Origin of the sequence: Enterobacter sp. RIT637 (genome assembly GCF_019718755.1) — a bacterium.
Lineage (GTDB): Bacteria > Pseudomonadota > Gammaproteobacteria > Enterobacterales > Enterobacteriaceae > Enterobacter.
Genome location: NZ_JAIHAZ010000001.1, coordinates 35,936 through 53,080, shown reverse-complemented (window position 1 = coordinate 53,080; position 17,145 = coordinate 35,936). Strand labels below are relative to the sequence as shown.

11 protein-coding genes are annotated in these 17,145 nt (G+C 56.3%); 3 read left to right on the top strand and 8 right to left on the bottom strand.

Annotated features, from left to right (window positions below; all coding sequences use genetic code 11):
- Nucleotides 1-93 precede the first annotated feature (93 nt).
- From K5E19_RS00205 to lrp, 8 genes are all read right to left on the bottom strand, one after another.
- The gene (locus K5E19_RS00205) at nucleotides 94-957 is read right to left on the bottom strand and encodes a dimethyl sulfoxide reductase anchor subunit family protein (RefSeq protein WP_221549534.1); all 864 of its coding nucleotides are present in this window, start codon (nucleotides 955-957) and stop codon (nucleotides 94-96) included.
- A gap of 1 nt (nucleotide 958) precedes the next feature.
- Complete coding sequence (gene dmsB, locus K5E19_RS00200) at nucleotides 959-1,576, bottom strand: dimethylsulfoxide reductase iron-sulfur subunit DmsB (protein WP_089597769.1); 618 nt, start codon at nucleotides 1,574-1,576, stop codon at nucleotides 959-961.
- 10 nt (nucleotides 1,577-1,586) lie between these two features.
- Complete coding sequence (dmsA, locus tag K5E19_RS00195) at nucleotides 1,587-4,031, bottom strand: dimethylsulfoxide reductase subunit A (protein WP_221549532.1); 2,445 nt, start codon at nucleotides 4,029-4,031, stop codon at nucleotides 1,587-1,589.
- A gap of 211 nt (nucleotides 4,032-4,242) precedes the next feature.
- Complete coding sequence (serS, locus tag K5E19_RS00190) at nucleotides 4,243-5,535, bottom strand: serine--tRNA ligase (RefSeq protein ID WP_010429208.1); 1,293 nt, start codon at nucleotides 5,533-5,535, stop codon at nucleotides 4,243-4,245.
- 92 nt (nucleotides 5,536-5,627) lie between these two features.
- Nucleotides 5,628-6,971 carry a replication-associated recombination protein RarA gene (rarA, locus tag K5E19_RS00185; RefSeq protein ID WP_221549530.1) on the bottom strand — a complete coding sequence of 448 codons (1,344 nt, stop codon included), beginning with the start codon at nucleotides 6,969-6,971 and terminating at the stop codon, nucleotides 5,628-5,630.
- 9 nt (nucleotides 6,972-6,980) lie between these two features.
- The gene (gene lolA / locus K5E19_RS00180; RefSeq protein WP_221549528.1) at nucleotides 6,981-7,595 is read right to left on the bottom strand and encodes an outer membrane lipoprotein chaperone LolA; all 615 of its coding nucleotides are present in this window, start codon (nucleotides 7,593-7,595) and stop codon (nucleotides 6,981-6,983) included.
- A 128-nt stretch (nucleotides 7,596-7,723) separates the two neighbouring features.
- Nucleotides 7,724-11,392, bottom strand: a complete 3,669-nt coding sequence (locus K5E19_RS00175; protein ID WP_221549526.1) for a DNA translocase FtsK 4TM domain-containing protein — start codon at nucleotides 11,390-11,392, stop codon at nucleotides 7,724-7,726.
- A gap of 136 nt (nucleotides 11,393-11,528) precedes the next feature.
- Nucleotides 11,529-12,023: a leucine-responsive transcriptional regulator Lrp gene (gene lrp, locus K5E19_RS00170; protein WP_000228469.1), complete on the bottom strand. Its 495-nt coding sequence runs from the start codon at nucleotides 12,021-12,023 to the stop codon at nucleotides 11,529-11,531.
- Between the two features lie 544 nt (nucleotides 12,024-12,567).
- Between lrp and trxB the strand changes: the two genes are divergently transcribed.
- The 3 genes from trxB (at nucleotide 12,568) to cydC (ending at nucleotide 17,138) form a co-directional block, all read left to right on the top strand.
- Nucleotides 12,568-13,536 carry a thioredoxin-disulfide reductase gene (trxB, locus tag K5E19_RS00165; RefSeq protein ID WP_221549524.1) on the top strand — a complete coding sequence of 323 codons (969 nt, stop codon included), beginning with the start codon at nucleotides 12,568-12,570 and terminating at the stop codon, nucleotides 13,534-13,536.
- 114 nt (nucleotides 13,537-13,650) lie between these two features.
- Nucleotides 13,651-15,417, top strand: a complete 1,767-nt coding sequence (gene cydD / locus K5E19_RS00160; protein ID WP_221549522.1) for a heme ABC transporter permease/ATP-binding protein CydD — start codon at nucleotides 13,651-13,653, stop codon at nucleotides 15,415-15,417.
- Nucleotides 15,417-17,138: a heme ABC transporter ATP-binding protein/permease CydC gene (gene cydC / locus K5E19_RS00155; protein WP_221549519.1), complete on the top strand. Its 1,722-nt coding sequence runs from the start codon at nucleotides 15,417-15,419 to the stop codon at nucleotides 17,136-17,138. Before cydD ends, cydC begins: the two co-directional genes overlap by 1 nt.
- The last annotated feature ends 7 nt before the right edge of the window (nucleotides 17,139-17,145 follow it).

Genomic DNA, 17,145 nt, shown 5'->3' with positions numbered 1-17,145 from the left:
CGAAATTAAAACAAAACGACAGTCGAAAAATTTCATGATTGAAAAAAGAAAAGCCGGGCGCTCTGGCCCGGCTTGATATAACTCAATGCAACGTTAACTGGCGATAGCCATACCAACGGTCATATGCAACCCGTAGAATACACCACGGCCAATCAGTTCACCCGCCAGTACCAGCACAAAGGCCAGTGACAGCAGCGGCAGCGCGGGCTGATAACCTTTAAGCTGAGGAGCGATCCAGAATACCAACGCCGCGACCAGCAGAACGATGCGCCAGGCCATCAGAGAACCGTAATCCGGGACCAGGGCAGATGCCTGCTGAATGGAGCTGTAAATCGTTGCCAGCTCCGCCCCTTGCATCAGAGCAACCACAGCGCTCACGACCAAAGCCAGTAGCGAAACGGCAGGCAGCAAACGCATTGCCCAGCCATCCACACCCGCCACACGCAGCAGCAGGTAGCCCAGCAGAGGACCGCCAATAAACATCGTCAGGAAGAAGCTCATCGGCGTCCAGACGCTGTACCAGGTAGGAACGGTATCGATAGTGTTATAGACGCGCACCATCATCCACACGAACACCACGCCCAGCACCATCGTCACAATCAGCCACAGACTACGCAGAGCCGCAGGCAATTTATTTAGCGCGGCCAGCAGCCAGCCCAGCCCGCCAACAGCAAAGAAAATCGCCCCACTGGCAATCTCGTTACTGAGGGACGACGCACCCACGCGGTTCAGAGAGTTAAACGCGCGCATTGGTGAACCGAGGTGCAGCGTAGAAGCAATAAAGCCAAGCCCCATCAACACCCACAGGCCAAACATGCTCAGCACCAGACGATGCTGCTGTTCAGCGTTGAGATTACTCTTCAACAGCGCCAGCGCGAGCACAATAAAACCACCCGCCACGCACTGCCCAAAGACCGTGAAGATCATCAGCGGCCATTCATGCCATCCACTTCCCATCTCACACCTCCTTCGGGTTTGCCAGATAGCCGGTGGTATCACCTGTAGGACGGCTGTTGGCGTTAGGTTTAATCACAATGCTCGGCTTAGTGAAGTGCGCGGAAGGCAGCGGCGCAACGGCAGCAAGCTGGCCGTGTTTTTTACGCAGCTCTTCAATCGGGCCAAAGTCCAGCGCGCGCAGCGGGCAGGATTCCACGCAGATCGGTTTTTTACCGTCGGCCACGCGGGAGTGGCAGCCGTCGCACTTGGTCATATGGCCTTTTGCTTCGTTGTACTGCGGTGCGCCGTAAGGGCACGCCATGTGGCAATAGCGGCAGCCGATGCACACATCTTCGTCCACCACCACAAAACCATCTTCACGTTTGTGCATCGCACCGCTCGGGCAGACTTTAGTACAAGCCGGATCTTCGCAGTGGTTGCACGCAATTGACAGGTAGTAGGCAAAAACGTTTTGATGCCAGACGCCGTTATCTTCCTGCCAGTCGCCACCGGCGTACTCGTAAATACGGCGGAAGCTCACGTCCGGTGTCAGGTCTTTGTAATCTTTGCAGGCCAGCTCACAGGTTTTACACCCTGTGCAGCGGCTGGAATCAATAAAAAATCCATACTGGGTTGTCATCGGTTACTCCTTACACCTTTTCAACCTGAACAAGGTTCGTGTGGGACGGGTTGCCCTTCGCCAATGGCGACGGCCGCTGTGTGGTCAGTACGTTAATACTGCCCGCCTGGTCAATGCGGTTTGCATCCGGGTTATACCAGGCCCCTTCCCCCAGCGCGACAACGCCAGGCATCATGCGCGGAGTCACTTTGGCTTCGATATGTACCTCGCCACGGCCATTGAAGATACGCACGCGGTCACCATTGTTAATTCCACGAGCTTTGGCATCCATCGGGTTGATCCACATCTCCTGACGGCACGCGGCTTTCAGTACGTCGACGTTACCGTAAGTTGAGTGGACGCGAGCCTTATAATGGAAACCGGTCAGCTGCAGCGGGAATTTCGCGGTAAGCGGATCGTTGTAGTTTTCGAAACCCGGCGTGTAGATGGGCAGTGGATCGATAACATCCCCTTCCGGCAGCTCCCAGGTGGAGGCAATTTTTGCCAGTTCTTCGGAATAAATTTCGATTTTGCCCGACGGCGTGGTCAGCGGGTTCGCCTGTGGATCTTCGCGGAAGGCTTTGTACGCCACGTGATGCCCTTCCGGATCGCGCTGTTTATACATCCCCTGCTGGCGGAAAGTGTCGAAGTCCGGCAGGTCAGGGATCGCTTTCCGAGAAAGCTCGTGCAGATGGCGCATCCACCCTTCCTGAGTACGTCCCTCGGTAAACTGCTGCTCAACGCCAAGACGTTTTGCCAGCTCAGAGGTCATCTCATAGATAGTTTTGCACTCAAAGCGCGGTTTGATGGCCTGGTCGGTAAAGATCACGTAGGACATGTTGCCGCATGAGGCGTCCAGCGCGAAATCCATCTGCTCAGAGGCGGTGCAGTCTGGCAGCAGGATATCGGCATATTTCGCCGAGGAGGTCATGTGGCAGTCAATGACCACAATCATCTCGCACTTCTTGTCATCCTGCAGGATTTCATGGGTACGGTTGATTTCAGAGTGCTGGTTGATGAGACAGTTACCGGCATAGTTCCAGATCATCTTGATCGGCACGTCCAGCTTGTCTTTACCGCGCACGCCGTCGCGCAGGGCAGTCATTTCCGGACCACGTTCAATCGCATCGGTCCACATAAACATGGAGATGCTGGTCTGAACCGGGTTGTCCAGGGTAGGCATACGTTCAAACGGCACTTCATACGAGCCTTCGCGCGCGCCGGTGTTACCGCCGTGTATGCCGACGTTACCGGTCAGAATGGAGAGCATGGAGATAGCACGGGTCGCGATTTCACCGTTCGCATGACGCTGCGGTCCCCAGCCCTGGCTGATGTAGGCCGGTTTGGCCGATCCGATTTCACGCGCCAGCTGCACAATACGCTCAACCGGGATCCCGGTGATGGTGGACGCCCACTCTGGCGTTTTCGCTACGCCGTCGCTGCCCTGTCCAAGAATATACGCCTTGTAGTGACCGTTAGCAGGCGCGCTGGCAGGCAGCGTTTTCTCGTCATAACCGACGCAGTATTTATCCAGGAAAGGTTGATCGACGAGGTTTTCAGTGATCATCACCCACGCCAGCGCTGAGACCAGCGCCGCATCGGTACCTGGACGGATTGGGATCCACTCGTCTTCACGTCCGGCTCCGGTGTCGGTGTAGCGCGGATCGATGATGATCATGCGGGCATTGGATTTGGCCCGGGCCTGTTCGAGGTAGTAGGTCACCCCGCCGCCGCTCATGCGGGTTTCACCCGGGTTGTTACCGAAGAGTACGACCAGCTTACTGTTTTCGATATCAGACGGGCTATTGCCGTCAGCCCAGCCGCCGTAGGTGTAATTGAGACCTGCTGCAATCTGCGCGGAAGAGTAGTCGCCGTAGTGGTTGAGATAACCGCCGCAGCAGTTCATCAGGCGTGCTACCAGCGTTTTTCCCGGCGGCCAGGAGCGAGTCAGCGTGCCGCCGAGCGTCCCGGTGCCGTAGTTCAGGTAGATGGACTCGTTGCCATACTCCTTGATCAGACGCTGCATGTTGGTCGCGATAATATCGTAGGCTTCGTCCCAGCTAATGCGCTCGAACTTCCCTTCCCCACGCTTACCGACGCGCTTCATCGGGTATTTCAGGCGATCCGGGTTATAGACGCGGCGACGCATGGAGCGCCCGCGCAGGCAGGCGCGAACCTGATGTAACCCTTCATAGTTATCGTCCCCGGTGTTATCGGTTTCGACATATTTAATTTCGCCATCCACTACATGCATACGCAGTGGACAACGGCTACCGCAGTTAACGGTGCATGCACTCCACACCACTTTTTCCGGGGCTGTGGCTGGGGATAACGCATCCGCCGCCGTTGCTAGTCGGGTAAAAGGGAGCGTGAAGGCGCTGCTGGCTACAGCCAGGCCGCCAATTGCCGTGGTTTTCATCAACCCACGGCGAGTGACCTCGGCAGCCATTAACGCTTCAGGCGCTTTGATTTTCATAAAGACTCACTTTGGTTGCTCACAAAGAAAAGAGAGGCGGCATAGACCGCTATATAGTTTTATATAGAACGAATTTCTTCGTTATCAGCTTTTTATGCTGACTTTCATTCGGAGGAGTATTACTACTTTAGAGGGAGAGATTATTGAGTCGTATCAATTAGCAGGCATAAAAAAAGCGCCCTGAGGCGCTTTATTGTTTTAAGACAAATTATTAGCCGATGAACTGCTGACCCTTCATGTAAGGACGCAGCACTTCCGGGATCTCAATACGTCCGTCTGCCTGCTGATAGTTTTCCAGCACGGCAACCAGCGTACGACCCACAGCCAGACCAGAACCGTTCAGGGTGTGCACCAGACGGGTTTTCTTGTCGGACTTGCTGCGGCAGCGAGCCTGCATGCGGCGTGCCTGGAAATCCCAGACGTTAGAGCAGGAGGAGATTTCACGGTAGGTGTTCTGTGCAGGCACCCAGACTTCCAGGTCGAAGGTTTTGCAGGCACCAAAACCCATGTCGCCGGTGCACAGCGCCATACGACGGTACGGCAGACCCAGCAGTTCAAGCACTTTCTCCGCGTGGCCGGTCATCTCTTCCAGCGCGTCCATAGACTCTTCCGGACGGACGATCTGCACCATCTCAACCTTGTCGAACTGGTGCATACGGATCAGACCGCGCGTGTCGCGACCGTAAGATCCTGCTTCAGAACGGAAGCACGGAGAGTGTGCAGTCAGCTTGATTGGCAGGTCGTCTTCGTCGATGATCTCATCACGCACGAGGTTAGTCAGCGGCACTTCCGCGGTTGGGATCAGCGCGTAGTTGCTGCTGTCGGCTTCCTCGTCCAGCGGACGGGTATGGAAAAGATCGCCGGCAAATTTCGGCAGCTGGCCAGTACCGTACAGCGTATCGTGGTTAACCAGATACGGTACGTAGGTTTCGCTGTAACCGTGCTGCTCGGTGTGCAGATCCAGCATGAACTGTGCCAGCGCGCGGTGCAGATGGGCAATCTGACCTTTCATGACCACGAAGCGAGAACCGGTCAGCTTAACCGCCGCCGCAAAGTCCAGGCCCGCGTGCATTTCGCCCAGGGTCACGTGATCGCGAACCTCGAAGTCGAACTCACGAGGCGTGCCCCAGCGTTTCACTTCAACGTTGTCGTTTTCATCTTTACCGACAGGCACGCTGTCGTCAGGAATGTTCGGGATAGCCAGGGCGATATCACGAATTTCGGTCTGAAGAACGTCCAGTTCAGCTTTCGCCTGATCCAGCTCTTCACCGAGTTTGTTCACTTCCAGGCGTAATGGCTCAATATCTTCCCCGCGCGCTTTCGCCTGGCCGATGGATTTCGATCGAGAATTACGCTCTGCCTGCAGATTTTCAGTTTGTACCTGCAGAACTTTACGACGCTCTTCAAGAGCGCGCAGCTTATCTACATCCAGCTTAAAGCCCCGGCGTGCCAGTTTTTCAGCGACTGCGTCTGGCTCATTACGCAGCAGATTGGGATCGAGCATGCTTATCCTGTGCTTATCGAATTAAAATAGGAAAAAGTGACCACAGCCTGCGATCACAGGGATACAACGCCAACATTACCGCAACGATAGCGCTAACGGTAGCGTTTTATAGGGCTATTTTGATCCTGTCCGGCAAGCCAGGCGAGCTTTTCGCCAATCTTACCCTCAAGACCTCTGTTTGTGGGGTGATAATAGCGGGTTTGTGCCATCTCCTGCGGGAAATAGTCCTCTCCGGCAGCATAGGCATTAGGTTCGTCGTGAGCGTAACGATACTCCTGCCCGTACCCCATCTCTTTCATCAGTTTGGTCGGTGCGTTACGAAGATGAACCGGCACATCATAGTCCGGACGCTCGCGCGCATCAGACATTGCTGCCTTGAAGGCGGTATAAACCGCATTACTCTTCGGCGCGCAGGCCAGATAGACAATCGCCTGCGCAATCGCACGCTCGCCTTCCGCAGGCCCGACGCGGGTGAAACAATCCCAGGCGGAGATAGCCACCTGCATGGCGCGCGGGTCGGCATTACCAACATCTTCTGATGCAATCGCCAGACAGCGACGGGCGACATACAACGGATCGCCACCTGCGGTGATAATGCGCGCGTACCAGTAGAGCGCCGCATCGGGTGCGCTACCCCGCACAGACTTATGCAGCGCCGAGATCAGGTCGTAAAAACGATCGCCTTTATTATCAAAACGCGCGCTGCGCTCCCCGGCAATTTCGGTGAGCAATTCAGGTTTCAGCACCCGCTTACCGGAATCATCCATTTCGGCCATATCGGCCATCATTTCCAGCGTGTTCAGCGCCCGACGCGCATCGCCGTTAACCAGTTGAGCAATCGCGAGGCGCGTCTCATCCGGTAGAACGATGTCTTGTCCGCCGTACCCTCGCGCTTTGTCGTCCATCGCCTGCGTGAGCACCTTTTCGATATCTTCGGTGGTCAGCGATTTAAGCAGGTAAACGCGCGCACGGGAAAGCAGCGCTGAGTTGAGTTCAAAAGAGGGGTTTTCCGTGGTGGCACCGATGAAGAAGATCGTGCCGTCTTCAATATGCGGCAGGAAGGCATCCTGCTGGCTCTTGTTGAAGCGGTGGACTTCGTCCACGAAGAGGATAGTCCGGCGTCCGGCATTGCGATTCTGCCGCGCACGCTCGATCGCCTCACGGATCTCTTTCACGCCGGAGGTGACCGCCGAGATGCGTTCGACATCCGCGTTGGCATAGCGGGCGATCACTTCTGCAAGCGTGGTCTTGCCGGTGCCGGGTGGCCCCCAAAGGATCATCGAGTGCAGGTGCCCTGCCTCAATAGCGCGTGGCAACGGTTTCCCTGCAGCCAGCAGATGCTGCTGGCCGATGTACTGCGCTAAATTTTCTGGCCGCATACGAGCGGCCAGAGGTTGATACGCATTATCTGAAAAATCGAGCGACAGATTGCCCACTCATGCCTCTTACTTATTGCGTTGGTCATCCACCGTTACGCCCTGCGGCGGGGTAAAGGTGAATTTCGATGCGTCAACAGCGCCGTTTTGCTGGGACTTCAGCTGATAGCTGCTGCGCTGGTCGTCCTGCTCAACCGCACCGAACTGATTGATGGTACCGTTGCTGCTCACATTAATGGTGAACTGCTTCAGGTTGCCGTTGCTGCCTTTCGGCGTCAGGACAAATTCATCACCGTTCTGTTTGATGTTGTACTGCTGCCAGTCGCTGGACTGGTTGCGGGCGATCAGCATAAATGGCGTATTGCTGGTCGCATCTTTCAGCCAGGTTGCCGTGGCTTGTTCAACGAACGGGTTGAAGAACCACAGGGTTTTACCGTCAGACACCAGGATGCTCTCATCCGGCTGGGTCATGTGCCAGTTAAACAGATTTGGGCGTTTCACCCACAAATCTCCCTGGCCTTCCTGCACCGCGTTGCCGCTGCCGTCAGTCACTTTTTGCGTGAAGCTGGCGTGGAAGCTGCTTACTTTATCCAGTCGGCTTTTAAGGTCGCTGGCTGCATCAGCCCAGACGCTGCTGGCGACAAAACTGGTGAGTAATGCACAGGCGATGGCGATTTTTTTCATTGTTATTCCTTAAAATACGTCTTCCCGTTATGGGGGTTCCGTCTTCCATTCTGGACCTGCCCGAAGGCAGGCGACAGAAGAAAATGCTTAATTTTGGCTGATTTACCCTTCTTTGCAATCGCTGAAGGTTAATCAAACGGCGGCGGTGCCAGCACCTCGCGGTTACCGTTATGCCCCTGCTCGCTCACAATGCCCTGCGCTTCCATCTGCTCGATGATACGCGCCGCGCGGTTGTAGCCGATGCGGAACTGACGCTGCACGCCAGAAATAGACGCTTTGCGTTTTTCGGTCACGAAGTTAACCGCCTGATCGAACAACGGATCCAGCTCTTCGCCGCCGTCGAAGCCGCCGCCGCCGCCGCCTTCGCTTTCCGTATCGCTGGTAATACCATCAACGTACTGCGGTCGACCACGCGCTTTCCAGTCCTGCACGACGGCGTGAACTTCCTCATCGCGGACAAACGCACCGTGGACACGCACCGGCGAGGTGGAGTTCGGGCCAGAGTAAAGCATATCACCCATACCCAGCAGCGACTCAGCGCCGCCCTGGTCAAGAATGGTACGGGAGTCAATTTTACTTGATACGGTAAACGCAATACGCGTCGGAATGTTCGCTTTGATAAGGCCGGTGATAACGTCTACGGAAGGACGCTGCGTCGCCAGCACAAGGTGAATACCCGCCGCACGCGCTTTCTGCGCCAGACGAGCAATCAGCTCTTCCACTTTCTTACCGACGGTCATCATCAGATCGGCGAACTCATCCACCAGCACGACGATATAAGGCAGTTTTTCCAGCACCGGATGCTGGGCATCCATGCTGTCACCCGGCTTCCAGTAAGGATCCGGAATAGGACGCCCCATGCGCACAGCCTGGGCAATTTTCTCGTTATAACCGGCCAGGTTACGCACGCCCAGCGCAGACATGAGCTTGTAGCGGCGTTCCATCTCATTGACGCTCCAGCGCAGGGCGTTGGCGGCGTCTTTCATGTCGGTGACCACTTCGGTCAGCAGATGCGGAATGCCTTCGTAGACCGACAGTTCGAGCATTTTCGGGTCGATCATGATGAAACGCACATCTTCCGGCTGCGCTTTATACAGCATGCTGAGGATCATGGCGTTCACGCCGACAGACTTACCGGAACCGGTGGTACCGGCAACCAGCAGGTGAGGCATTTTCGCGAGATCTGCCACCACCGGGTCGCCCGCGATATCTTTCCCCAGCACCACAGTCAGCGGGGATGGGTTATCGCGGAACTTGGTGTTATCCAGCACTTCTCGCAAGTAAACGGTCTGGCGTTTCTTGTTCGGCAGCTCAAGCCCAACGTACGGCTTGCCTGGGATCACTTCCACCACACGTACCGCCACGGTTGAGAGAGAACGCGCCAGGTCGCGGGACAGGTTAGAAATACGCGCCGCTTTTACGCCAGGTGCCAGGTTCAGTTCGAATCGTGTGATCACCGGACCCGGGGAGTAGTTCACCACATCCGCCTTGATGCGGAAATCAGCCAGACGGGCTTCTACCAGACGCGCCATTTGTTCAAGCGCAAAGGTATCGACCGGCTCCACTTCTGCCGGCGGCGGCGTTAACAGATCCAGAGACGGCAGCGGCGTGCTTGGACGCTGCAGCGGTCGGCTGTCACCGTTACGCATCAGCAGCGGGTGAATAAGGCTTTCCTGTGGCTGAGGCGCAGGCTGCTGGAACTGCGGCGGCTGTGTTGGCTGCTGCGGTTGCGCATACGGCTGCTGAACAGGTTGTTGCGGCTGCGCGTAGGCCTGAGGCGCAGGCTGCTGGCGCACGGGCTCAGCGTCCGGCATTACGCTCGGGGTAAACAACGGTTCGCTTGGGCCATCATCCACCAGATCTTTCATCGGTGAGAATTCAAAATCCGTCAGTGAGAACGGGTTCGCACCCGAAGGCTGTTCACCAGAATAACGCTGCTGCTGCGTAGCGGCGAACTGGCGGGCTAATTCCGCTTCTGCCGCGTCGTCTTCATCTTCCTGGATTTGCTCGTCGTGCTGATATTCTTCGCCGTAACGCTGATTTTGCTGCGCGGCGAACTGACGCGCCAGCTCATCCTGATGGAGTTCATCGGCGTCGTCTTCATAGTCCGATTCACGCGCTTTTTCTTCAGCCATACGCTGGGAAGGCAGCTTGATACCGTAGGAAGCCAGTTCGCGGCGCGTGGGTACACGCACGCGATTCGGGCGAGGCAATTGCGGGCCAATGCCCTCTTTCACCTGAGGACGAGGCGCGCCGCCTGTCGCGAGGCTAAAGACCGGTGCAGCAGCGGCAGCGGCGACAGAGGCTTGCTTCACGCTCTCTGCCACTGGCGTTGGATCGACTGGCGGTACGGAAACGGAAGGCGCTTTTGTGACAGGCTCCTGCACCGGCTCCGGCACAGGTTGATACCAGGCTGCCAGCTGCTCGCGTTCACGGGCACGACGCTCTTCCACTTCTTCGAAATAGTACATTGGTGGACGAGACGGTTTCGCCTCTTCTGCCACGTCAGGCTCAGGTTGTACGTATGGCTGCGCAGGTTCTACCGGCTCCGGTACATACGGCTGTGCGACCGGCTGCTCATATTCCGGGTATCCCTGTGGTTCATACACAGGCTCCGGCTGATAAGGTTGCTGCCATTGTTCCTGCTGCACAGGAACATAACTTTCTGGTTCAGGCGCAATAACAGGTTCCGGGGTGTGAACACCCGGCGCAGTTTGCCAGTCAACCTGAGGCTGCTGGATAACAGACTCCGGTGCAGGAACGGGCGCGGATGGCGTTACGGCTTCCGCAGGCGCAGCAAAAGCCTGCGCTGCCGTGGTTGCGGCAGCGGCGGCTGCGACAGGCTCTGTAACTGAATGACCATTCAGCAACGGATCATATTCGTCAAAATCGCCTGGCATCGCACGGTTGCCGGAGAAGAGCACATCATCAGGATCGACGGCGGCACCCGCCGCACGGTACTCAACCTGCTCGTCTTCATCCATGCGTTTGCCGGAAAAGAGCGCCGCATCGGTTTTACGCCCCAGCGGATTGGCAAATTTTTCAGCGACGCGCTGACGACGCGCGAGCGCGCCGCGAAGAATACGGGCACGGCGAGATTCACGACGCTGTACAGGCGCCTCGTCTTCCTCTTCGTACTCATCTTCATATTCGTCTTCATCGACCCACGTATCGTCACGACGGGTACGGTTACTGGCGAAAGTGAGGATAGTGAGAATAAAGCTGCCGATCTTCTCGGCGATGCTCACCCACGACCAGCCCGTAAACAGGGTCAACCCTGCGGCCCAGATACAAAGCAGCGTCAGGGTGCCACCGCTGCTGTGAAGCATCGGCTGCAGGGCGGAACTCAGCAGGCTGCCGATTACGCCACCGGAGGCGAAGTACCAGATATCGTCGGCATTTATAGCCGCCAGCCCGCACGACGTGAGAATCAACGCCAGCGCGCCAATCAGGCGCAGCGAGACAGCGAAGTAATCGATGTAGTCGTCATTCTGACGATGACGCCAGGCAAACCAGCATCCGCCAATGATAATGACGGGAATGGTATAAGCCATCACACCGAAAATGAAAAAGAGCGTGTCCGCAAGCCAGGCACCCGGTACACCGCCTAAATTATGGATAGGCTCATGCCATGCGGTTTGCGACCAGCTGGGATCGGAGGGGTTGAAACTGAGTAAGGCTGCCATCAGCCAGACGGCGAAAAGGGCAATAACCATCAGCAAAGCCTCGAGGAGACGACGTCCGCTGCTTAGCTTCGATAGTGTGACTTCTTTGTCTTCAGTGTATTCCTGGCTCAAGAAAGGCTCTCCAGGTATCAGGCATATCCTGCCTGTTTGCTAAAACGGACAACAGCGCCGGGGACTCCCCGGCACTGTTGCTGTATGGATTAACAGGAGTGTAATCAAACTACGCTGATTTTGCACCTGTTCCGTGTTAGCGCGTCTTAATAACCAGACGATTGCTCTGTTTGACCTCTTCCATCACCACATAGGTACGGGTGTCGTTCACGCCCGGCAGACGCAGCAGGGTTTCACCCAGCAGCTTACGGTAGGCGGACATATCAGGCACACGGGTTTTCAACAGGTAGTCGAAATCACCGGAAACCAGATGACACTCTTGAATTTCTTCAAGTTTTTGTACAGCGGCGTTAAATTGTTCAAACACATCCGGTGCACCACGATTCAGAGTAATCTCAACAAATACCAGAAGTGAGGCATCCAGATAATGCGGGTTCAGCAGAGCCGTATAGCCCTGAATAAAACCCTGTCTTTCCAGTCGGCGCACACGCTCAAGGCACGGCGTCGGGGAAAGTCCCACACGTTTTGAAAGCTCGACGTTGGAAATACGCCCATCCTTTTGCAATTCATTAAGAATGTTACGATCGATACGGTCGAGATCTTTGCCAGGGCGCTTCTTGCTATCTACCATTATTATTGTCTCTCTGTATTCCTTCCCTACTCCTGCCTGGACCCTGTGCACATCACTGTTCAGAGCCTGTACCCGTTAGTCATCACATCGCCTGGTTATGTATTAGACGCGATGCGGATTCGGGTTCTGTTGGTAAGAAGACCGTTGCCCGAAGGCAGTCACCGACATCACGTATGGCGTCTGTCCACGCCATGCGTAGATTTCACTGACACGGTAAAAATGGCATTTACGTGCATGCCTATGCGGCACACGGTTAACGCGGTTTTTTTTCTTCCTTGAATGTTTTCGCAAAAGCGCAGGTGATTGTCAAAGCAAAACATCGATTTTTAGTACAACATGCCGGATATTCATTACGGCAGGGTATTAATCGTCATTTTATTGCCTTATAAACGACCGGTTTTAAGGAGAAAGAGTGATGTTATAGCGCGTCATTCATCGTCCGTGGCTATTACACAGATTGATATCAAAATTGCTGCGCTCTTTTTTTACGACAACAAATTCCCTACAATCCAGCCAAATGTCTGCCAACAACAATGGGGATCTCATGGGCACGGCCAAACACAGTAAGCTGCTAATCCTTGGTTCTGGACCTGCGGGATATACCGCAGCGGTCTATGCTGCACGCGCTAACCTGCACCCGGTACTCATCACCGGTATGGAAAAAGGCGGTCAGCTGACCACCACCACCGAAGTGGAAAACTGGCCAGGGGACCCGAACGACCTGACCGGGCCGCTGCTGATGGAACGTATGCACGAGCATGCCGCCAAATTCGAAACCGAAATTTTGTTCGACCACATCAATAAGGTCGATCTGCAGAACCGTCCGTTCCGCCTGGCGGGCGACAGCGGCGAATACACCTGCGACGCGCTGATCATCGCCACCGGCGCCTCTGCCCGTTACCTTGGTCTGCCGTCTGAAGAAGCGTTCAAGGGTCGCGGCGTCTCTGCCTGCGCCACCTGCGACGGTTTCTTCTATCGCAATCAGAAAGTCGCGGTCATCGGCGGTGGTAATACCGCGGTGGAAGAAGCGCTCTACCTGGCGAACATCGCCTCTGAAGTACACCTGATCCACCGTCGCGACACCTTCCGCGCGGAGAAGATCCTGATCAAACGCCTGATGGATAAAGTGGCAAGCGGCAACATCGTGCTGCACACCCACCGTACCCTGGAAGAGGTGACGGGCGACCAGATGGGTGTTGCCGGTCTGCGTCTGCGCGATACTCAGAACACCGATAACATCGAGTCGCTGGAAGTGGCGGGTCTGTTTGTGGCGATCGGTCACAGCCCGAACACTGCGATCTTCGACGGTCAGCTGGAGCTGGAAAACGGCTACATCAAAGTGCAGTCTGGTATTCACGGTAACGCGACCCAGACCAGCATCCCGGGCGTGTTTGCGGCTGGTGACGTGATGGACCATATTTACCGTCAGGCGATTACCTCTGCGGGCACCGGCTGTATGGCCGCGCTGGACGCTGAACGCTACCTCGACGGACTGGCTGAACAAGGTAAATAATCTTTACAAGTCAGTAACAAACGTAAATAAAGGCGGCCACAGGTCGCCTTTATTTTTCCCCACGTGTAACATGCAGTTGTCTAATTTCTTATAACGTCACCTGCTAAGTACGCAATGGAAAAAACCCGTCAACAAGAGTTAACACGCTGGCTTAAACAGCAAAGCGTTCTTTCCCGCCGCTGGCTCATGATTTCCCGTCTTCTGGGGCTCGTCAGTGGTTTGTTGATTGTTGCCCAGGCATGGCTGCTGGCCCGCATTCTTAATCATATGATCATGGAGAACATTCCGCGTGAAGCGCTCCTGTTGCCCTTTATTGTCCTGATTCTGGTTTTTGTTCTTCGCGCGTGGGTCGTCTGGCTGCGTGAACGCGTTGGTTTTCATGCCGGGCAGCATATCCGCTACGAGATCCGCCGTAAGGTCCTGGATCGTCTTCAGGAGGCCGGGCCGGCCTGGATCCAGGGTAAACCTGCGGGGAGCTGGGCGACGCTGATCCTTGAGCAAATCGACGATATGCACGACTACTACGCCCGCTACCTGCCGCAGATGGCGCTGGCCGTTTGCGTACCGCTGCTGATACTGATTGCGATTTTCCCGACCAACTGGGTAGCGGCGCTGATCCTGCTGGGTACCGCCCCGCTGATCCCGCTGTTTATGGCGATGGTCGGTATGGGTGCGGCGGATGCTAACCGTCGTAACTTCCTCGCGCTGGGCCGCCTGAGCGGCCATTTCCTTGACCGGCTGCGCGGAATGGAAACCCTGCGTATTTTTGGCCGGGGTGACGCGGAAACGGAAAATATTCGTCTCGCGTCTCAGGATTTCCGTCAGCGCACCATGGAAGTGCTGCGTCTCGCATTCCTCTCCTCTGGCGTGCTTGAATTCTTCACCTCGCTGTCGATTGCCCTCGTGGCGGTCTACTTCGGGTTCTCGTACCTCGGCGCGCTGGATTTCGGCCACTACGGCACCGCCGTAACGCTTTCAGCAGGTTTCCTGGCACTGATCCTGGCCCCGGAGTTTTTCCAGCCGCTGCGCGATCTTGGCACCTTTTACCATGCCAAAGCACAGGCGGTTGGCGCAGCCGATAGCCTGAAAACCTTCCTTGAAACACCGCTGGCGCATCCTGAGCGCGGTGACATCACCCTGAACGCCAAAGAGTCCGTGACGATTGAGGCGAAGAATTTTTCTGTTCTGTCACCCGAAGGCAAAGTGCTGGCAGGTCCGCTGAACTTTACCCTGCCTGCAGGACAGCGCGTGGTGCTGGTCGGAACCAGTGGCTCAGGGAAAAGTTCGCTGTTGAACGCACTCTCCGGCTTTATGGCTTACACCGGTTCACTGTGCATTAATAAAACTGAGTTGTCCGATTTGGAGCCTGATGCCTGGCGCAAACAGCTGAGCTGGGTGGGACAAAACCCGCAGCTTCCGGCTTCCACGCTACGCGAAAACGTGCTTCTGGCTCGCCCGGACGCGCGGGATGACGAGCTGCAGTCGGTCCTCGATCGTGCCTGGGTTAGCGAATTTCTGCCGCTGCTCCCGCAGGGCGTAGATACGGTCGTTGGCGACCAGTCTGCCGGGCTGTCCGTGGGGCAAGCGCAGCGTGTGGCAGTTGCCCGCGCGTTGTTAAATCCGTGCCAACTGATGTTGCTGGATGAGCCTGCCGCCAGCCTGGACGCGCACAGCGAACAACGCGTGATGGAAGCGCTTAATGCCGCATCAGCGCAGCAAACCACGCTGATGGTCACCCACCAGCTTGAAGGCATCGCCGACTGGGACCAGATTTGGGTGATGGAAAACGGTCAAATCGTTGAGCAAGGCAATTACGCCTCACTCGTTGCCGCGCAGGGGCCTTTCGCGGCCCTTCTCGCGAATCGTCAGGAGGACATCTGATGCGTGCCCTGCTCCCTTATCTTGCCCTGTATAAGCGCCACAAATGGATGCTGACGCTGGGGATCGTGCTGGCGATTATTACCCTGCTTGCCAGCATCGGCTTGCTCACCCTTTCCGGCTGGTTCTTGTCTGCCTCTGCCGTTGCAGGTTTCGCCGGACTCTACAGCTTTAACTATATGCTCCCGGCTGCGGGCGTGCGTGGCACCGCCATTACCCGTACCGCCGGGCGTTACTTCGAGCGTCTGGTCAGCCATGACGCCACGTTCCGCGTGCTCCAGCACCTGCGCATTTACACTTTCAGCAAGCTGCTCCCGCTCTCCCCTGCCGGGCTGGCGCGTTTTCGTCAGGGCGAATTGCTCAACCGCGTGGTTGCGGATGTCGATACGCTGGATCACCTCTATCTGCGCGTGATTTCACCGATAGTCGGCGCGTTTGTGGTGATTGTTGTCGTCACGCTGGGGCTGTGTGTACTGGACGTCCCTATCGCACTGACGCTAGGCGGCATTATGCTGCTGACGTTGATTATCCTGCCGCCGCTGTTTTACCGCGCCGGTAAATCCACTGGCGAAAACCTGACCCGCCTGCGGGGAGAATATCGCCAGCAGTTAACTTCGTGGCTGCAGGGTCAGGCAGAGCTGACCCTTTTCGGTGCCAGCAAGCGTTACCGCGCGCGTATGGAAAGTACGGAGTTGAACTGGCATGAAGCCCAGCGTCGACAGTCTGAACTCACGGCCTTCTCCCAGGCGCTGATGATGCTCATCGGCGGCGTGGCTGTTATCGCGATGCTGTGGATGGCCTCCGGCGGCGTGGGTGGAAATGTTCAGCCAGGCCCGCTGATTGCACTCTTTGTTTTCTGTGCCCTGGCAGCCTTCGAAGCGCTGGCACCTGTGACGGGTGCCTTCCAGCATCTTGGACAGGTTATAGCCTCTGCCCTGCGCATCACGGAAATTGCCGAGCAGGAACCAGAGGTGAAATTCACTGCTGAACAGAGTGCGGTTCCTGCGCAGGTTGCGCTGACGCTGAACAACGTCACCTTCGCCTATGATGCACAGGCGCAGAATGCGCTTGAAGATATCAATCTCTCCGTTAACCCGGGTCAGCGCATTGCAATCCTTGGGCGCACCGGATGCGGTAAGTCGACACTGCTGCAGCTGTTGACGCGCGCCTGGGATCCGCAGCGCGGTCAGATCCTGTTTAACGAAGTGCCGCTGGTTGATTTCAGCGAGCAGACCTTACGCAAGACCGTTAGCGTTGTCCCACAGCGCGTGCATCTGTTTAGCGCCACGCTGCGCGACAACCTGCTGCTGGCAGCGCCGGACGCATCTGACGATGCACTTCGTACCACGCTCGAACAGGTCGGTCTGCATAAGCTGCTTGAAGACGAAGGGCTAAACAGCTGGCTGGGTGAAGGGGGCCGTCAACTCTCCGGCGGCGAACTGCGTCGTCTGGCAATTGCCCGTGCGCTGCTGCACGATGCGCCGCTGATGTTGCTGGACGAACCTACCGAAGGGCTGGACGCCACCACCGAGAGCCAAATCCTTGATTTACTGGCGACGGTGATGGCAGGCAAAACGGTGCTGATGGTCACACACCGCCTGCGCGGACTGGCGAGTTTCGATCGGATAATTGTGATGGACAACGGACACATTATTGAGCAAGGTAGTCACGCAGAACTGTTGGCAAAACAGGGTCGCTACTACCAGTTTAAACAGCGTCTGTAGACTATAT